The organism is Candidatus Poribacteria bacterium, assembly GCA_021295755.1.
Classification (GTDB): Bacteria; Poribacteria; WGA-4E; order WGA-4E; family PCPOR2b; genus PCPOR2b.
This window is the reverse complement of sequence record JAGWBT010000125.1, coordinates 756-5,411: the sequence shown is the minus strand read 5'-3', so window position 1 is coordinate 5,411 and position 4,656 is coordinate 756. Positions and strand designations below refer to the sequence as shown.

Annotated in this window: 5 protein-coding genes; all 5 read right to left on the bottom strand. The window is 52.4% G+C overall.

Annotation, left to right across the window (positions count from 1 at the left end):
* A partial coding sequence (locus J4G02_17020; GenBank protein ID MCE2396253.1) for a GAF domain-containing protein occupies nucleotides 1-608 on the bottom strand: 608 nt, incomplete at its 3' end.
* 47 nt (nucleotides 609-655) lie between these two features.
* A complete protein-coding gene (locus J4G02_17015; protein MCE2396252.1) occupies nucleotides 656-1,609 on the bottom strand; it encodes a hypothetical protein in 954 nt (317 codons plus the stop codon).
* A gap of 225 nt (nucleotides 1,610-1,834) precedes the next feature.
* Complete coding sequence (locus J4G02_17010) at nucleotides 1,835-2,611, bottom strand: enoyl-CoA hydratase/isomerase family protein (GenBank protein MCE2396251.1); 777 nt, start codon at nucleotides 2,609-2,611, stop codon at nucleotides 1,835-1,837.
* Entirely contained in the window at nucleotides 2,612-3,730 is a 1,119-nt protein-coding gene (ispG, locus tag J4G02_17005; GenBank protein ID MCE2396250.1) for a flavodoxin-dependent (E)-4-hydroxy-3-methylbut-2-enyl-diphosphate synthase, read from the bottom strand.
* 16 nt (nucleotides 3,731-3,746) lie between these two features.
* Complete coding sequence (locus J4G02_17000) at nucleotides 3,747-4,445, bottom strand: hypothetical protein (GenBank protein MCE2396249.1); 699 nt, start codon at nucleotides 4,443-4,445, stop codon at nucleotides 3,747-3,749.
* Between the last annotated feature and the right edge of the window lie 211 nt (nucleotides 4,446-4,656).

Genomic DNA, 4,656 nt, shown 5'->3' with positions numbered 1-4,656 from the left:
TCCCGCTCTGAGTAGCCGCCCGGACGGTCTCCGAGCGAGGTGGCACCGACCAGATCGTCGTCCACGAGAAAGGGCAGTCCGAGGTATGCCTCAAGTCCCGCATGACCGAAGGGGAGGCCCCCACTACGCGGGTCGTTCGGCGGATCGTTGGTCAGCACTGGACGCCGACCGGTCATGATTGCTCCGTTCAAGGTGTCCAGGTTATGAAACTGGAGATCGGTGACGATGTCGTATAAGCCGAAACCGGGTTTGTAGATGTCGGTAACCGCATGTGAGTATAGATACGGCCTGTTCTGCCCACTATAACGGATCTCTGCGAGGAAACCGAACGGACTTTGAGAGACACGGAGAACTTCCGGCAGAAGCTGGACGAATGCTTTCGTGACCGATTCGGTGGTGGAGTAAACCGTCAGCGCCTGTGCCAGAGCAGATAGCAGCGCTGCCGATGCTTCGTCTCTCTGGTTAGTCACGCGTTCCTGCCAGAGCGATTCTAGACGCGATACAGCTTTCTGGAAACAGGGGTCTCCTCGGTCATCACCAGTAGCATTGAGGTTCTCGATGAGGTTTTTCCATTCGGTATGAAGAACATCTGAACGATTGCTTGCCATCTTTCAAAATTCCTTTCAAGTGAGACGGGAGGGGCCTCGGATACAGTCTATGGGTTCATCTCGATCCACCTCTGATACTCTGCCCACGCATCTTCAGGACTGACGAAGGGTTTGAAGACGACGCGACCACTAAAATGATACGGTTTTAGCACCGCGCAGTCCCTGATGACTAGGGCGAAGTCCCATGCAGGGTTGTTCAAGCCGCCGCCCGTTGGTTGAATGGCGAATCGTAGATTGTCTTTGTGCTTGAACATCATTTCCAGCATCATATTACGCCAGCGTCCATAAAACACTGGTTCAGCATATCTGATTGGGCGTATATTGTGAAACAACCTTCCGTTTGGGTCGGTTTCGGTTGGTAGCAGGGGATCTGTTTCGCTGGCAAAAACGCGTGGGTCAGGCGGTCTTTCTTCCAAAGACGGAATCCATTCCATCGGAGCGTCTTTGTCTCGATGTCCGCGAAAATAGGTTGTTTTGTTTTCAGGGGCGTGGATATAACTTGCCCAGAATAGCCCCAGCCAATCTCCCTCGAAACCGTTGGAGCGTGCCACGATTGTTGTTTCCCAATCGATGTAACAGGGCGGGACGAGCGTGAAGGTGGTGCTCACGTCAACGCGGTGCGGTTCGGGGACAAAGGTTTCTAAGCGAACTGAGTTATCGGTGAGGCGGGTTAGTCGGCTCGGTGTCGGTGGGTTGCCATTTTTGCCGTCAAGCCAGCGTGGTGTCATCGCTGCACCAGTAACGTCGAACACAAATTCAAAATTGAGGCTGCTGCCCCAACCGGAGCGAAAGATGTTCTCCTGCGGTCCCTTTTGACTGTAGAGTTGACGAATACCGTTATATCCGTTGGAACGCTCAAATGGGAAGGCGGTTGTGTCAAAGGTGCCGTCCCGATGTGCTTGGCTGAGTGTTTGGAGCCGTTTGAGTGGGATGCCTCCGCCGTCGTTGTTGTCCACTACTTCGACAAATAGATCTCCGTCCACAAGAAATTCACTTGCCATGGGGTTGATTCCTTTTTGATTCATATAGAAAGAGCGAGGAGTACCCACTTCAGTCCCAATTTTATCGGGATTCTATGAATGAAACGTGAAACGTAAAACGTGATAAATGAACCAATAAACGGATCTTATAGTAGTCCTTGATGGGGCATTGGGTTTCGTTTGCTTATCCGTGTTTTCCGCTGAATCCGCTAAATCTGTGATTCAGGCAATAATGATACACACCCTTCACGCCTCACGCTTCCGACTCAAAAACGCTTCCAGCCCTTGTTGTACTTCCGGCGTTGTGAAACAGGTCGATAACGCTAACGCTTCGTAGGAGATCTCATAGCCATCTTCTGGCATCGGATTTCGCGTCAACGCAGCTTTGGCGGCTCTTACCGCAACTGGGCTTTTCTGAGCGAGTGACTCGGCGATCTCTTGCACTTCGTCTGTAAGGTCCTCCCTAGGAACGACGCGATTCACCAATCCCAAGCCTTGTGCGGTCTGGGCATCAATCCGCTCACCGAGAAGGACCATCTCTTTCGCTTTTGACTCACCGATGACGTTCAGCAGTCGATGGGTGCCACCCCACCCCGGAAACCAGCCGTGCGTAATTTCCGGCAGACCGAAACTTGAGTCCTCTGACGCGATCCGCAGATCACATGCTAGCGCGAATTCGAGTCCGCCTCCGACCGCGTAGCCGTGGACCGCTGCAATCACTGGGACCGGAAGATTGGCGAGCCGACTGAGGACGCGATTCCCATCGTTGACCCATTTGCGGATGTCAGGAGGAGCAAAGGTTGCGATATGGTTGAGGTCTGCCCCAACGCAGAAGGCACGCTCGCTGCTTCCCTCTAGCACGACGACGCGCACCGATTCGTCTTGATGCAAACGGTTCACCTCTGCGTCAAGCATATTCAGCATCTCACGGTCAACGGCGTTGAGTTTTTCGGGGCGGTTCAGTCGGATTGTGGTTATCGCTTCCGTTTGACGGACGACGATTTTCTCATCTATTTCAGCCATCTATTCTTTTCCCGCCTCATTTTGCACTTGTTGTGCTGCCTCTAAGAGTGCGCTCGCCAAAAACTGTGGATTGACTTCAGCTTTCCCACGAAATGTTCTGACTTTTTCGCCACGGATCTTCAGTACGGCGAGTTCTTTGCCACCCAAGTGGATTCCGACCTCTGCGTTTCGGGTTTCGCCCGGTCCGTTCACCTCGCACCCCATGACAGCGACAGGGATCTTGATATTGTGTTTTTCCAACAATTCTTCAGCGACGGCAACGATGCCTTCGTAGTCCGCTTCTGCATCGCCACGTCCACAGAACGGACATGAGACGACATCAAGGAGGTTATCCGCTAAGCCGAGTGTGCGGAGCAGCTCCTTCGCTGTCAGGACTTCCTCCGCTGGATCGCCGGTGATCGAGATGCGGATAGTGTCACCGATGCCTTCCATCAACAGTGTGCCGATGCCAATCGTAGATTTGACATGCGCTCGACGCGGCGTGCCTGCTTCCGTTACACCGAGATGGAGTGGATAGCGGACTTTAGCGGAGAGGAGCCGATTCGCCTCGATCATCCGTAGGGGGTCGCTAGATTTGACGGAGATGATAACGTCTGTAAAGTCGTGATCTTCGCAGATTTTGACGTGGCGCATCGCACTTTCAACGAGGGCTTCGGCTGTGGGTGAAGGGTATTTATCCAACAGGTCTTTTTCGAGTGATCCTTCGTTGACGCCGATACGGATTGGAATGTGCGCAGCTTTGGCAGCGGCGAGGACTTGTGCGATCCGTTTTTCAACCCCGATGTTACCGGGATTGATTCGGACCTTCGCAACGCCGGCATCAACGGCTGCCAGCGCGTACCGATAATTGAAATGGATGTCTGCGACAATCGGGACAGGGGCGCGTTTGACCAGTTCGGGCAGTGCTTTCGCATCGCTCTCTTCTGGAACGGCAACACGGACAATCTGCGCACCGGCTTCCACACACCGTTCGGTTTGGCGCAGTGTGGCGTCAATATCGTGGGTCAGTGTGGTGGTCATCGTTTGGATCGAGATTGGGTTCCCGTCCCCGATCGATATGTTTCCGACCTCCACTTGTCGCGTCGGTTTTCGGTTGTTGATTTGTAGTAGGTCTTTCATGGCTTTCTTTCTGCTGTCAAAGGGGATCTCCTGAAGCGGCTTGTTCCAAATCGTCCACAAACTGCTCTACCTGATCTCTGCGACGCTGAAATTCTGCGTCAACATCGTCTATGGGATAATCGCCATCATAGCCGTAATTGATGTGGAGCGTGTCAATAATTTGCCTAAACTGCTCCGAGAAGGGTTGAGGTAATGCACGGCGTAACTGTCCCCATCTTGTTTGTTCGCTGTTTAGATACGCCATTGCAGCATTACGCGCCACATCAAACAGTTTATTGAAAGTATCTCGATATTTGTCATCCCTTAGAAAAGGATTCTGTTCCTGCTTGGCAATTTCCCAGTTTTCATCTGCCCTAATGAACAACTGTCGAACATTCTCAAAAGTCGGTGCAGGCACCTCCATCACCTCATCTATCGTTTTTCCATCACCCGCGATAACTTGCCCGACAGCTTTTATACCCCAAGCGATGCGGTCACCGATTCTCTCCCCCGGCTGTCGTGCTATCACATCCACATTTATCGGGAAGTCTGCCACCGCATCGAGATAAACGTCGTAATCCTTCCGCTTGGTGGTCGTAACGAGCAGATCAATGTCCCGCGCCAGAGAGGGAGCATAGACGAAGGATCCGAACATCACGATGTCCCGAATATCGGCATCTGCGGCGCGTAGGGTTTCGCAGAGGTTGTCAAGTTCGCGCTTGGTGATGTGTGCCATTTCGTACCTCGCTATTAACCGATGGTGCTAGCTCGCAACTGTTGACATGCTCTCCGGTCAAAGACTGGGTGTGAAACGTGATGCGTGAAACGTGAAATGAACCAATGAGCTAATGAACTCAATATCCTCATCAACTCACACCAAAGGTTATTATAGTGAATCCTAAAAATAGATAGACACTTGCGCTCCCCGTGTTGGGTAGGCGCTGTTT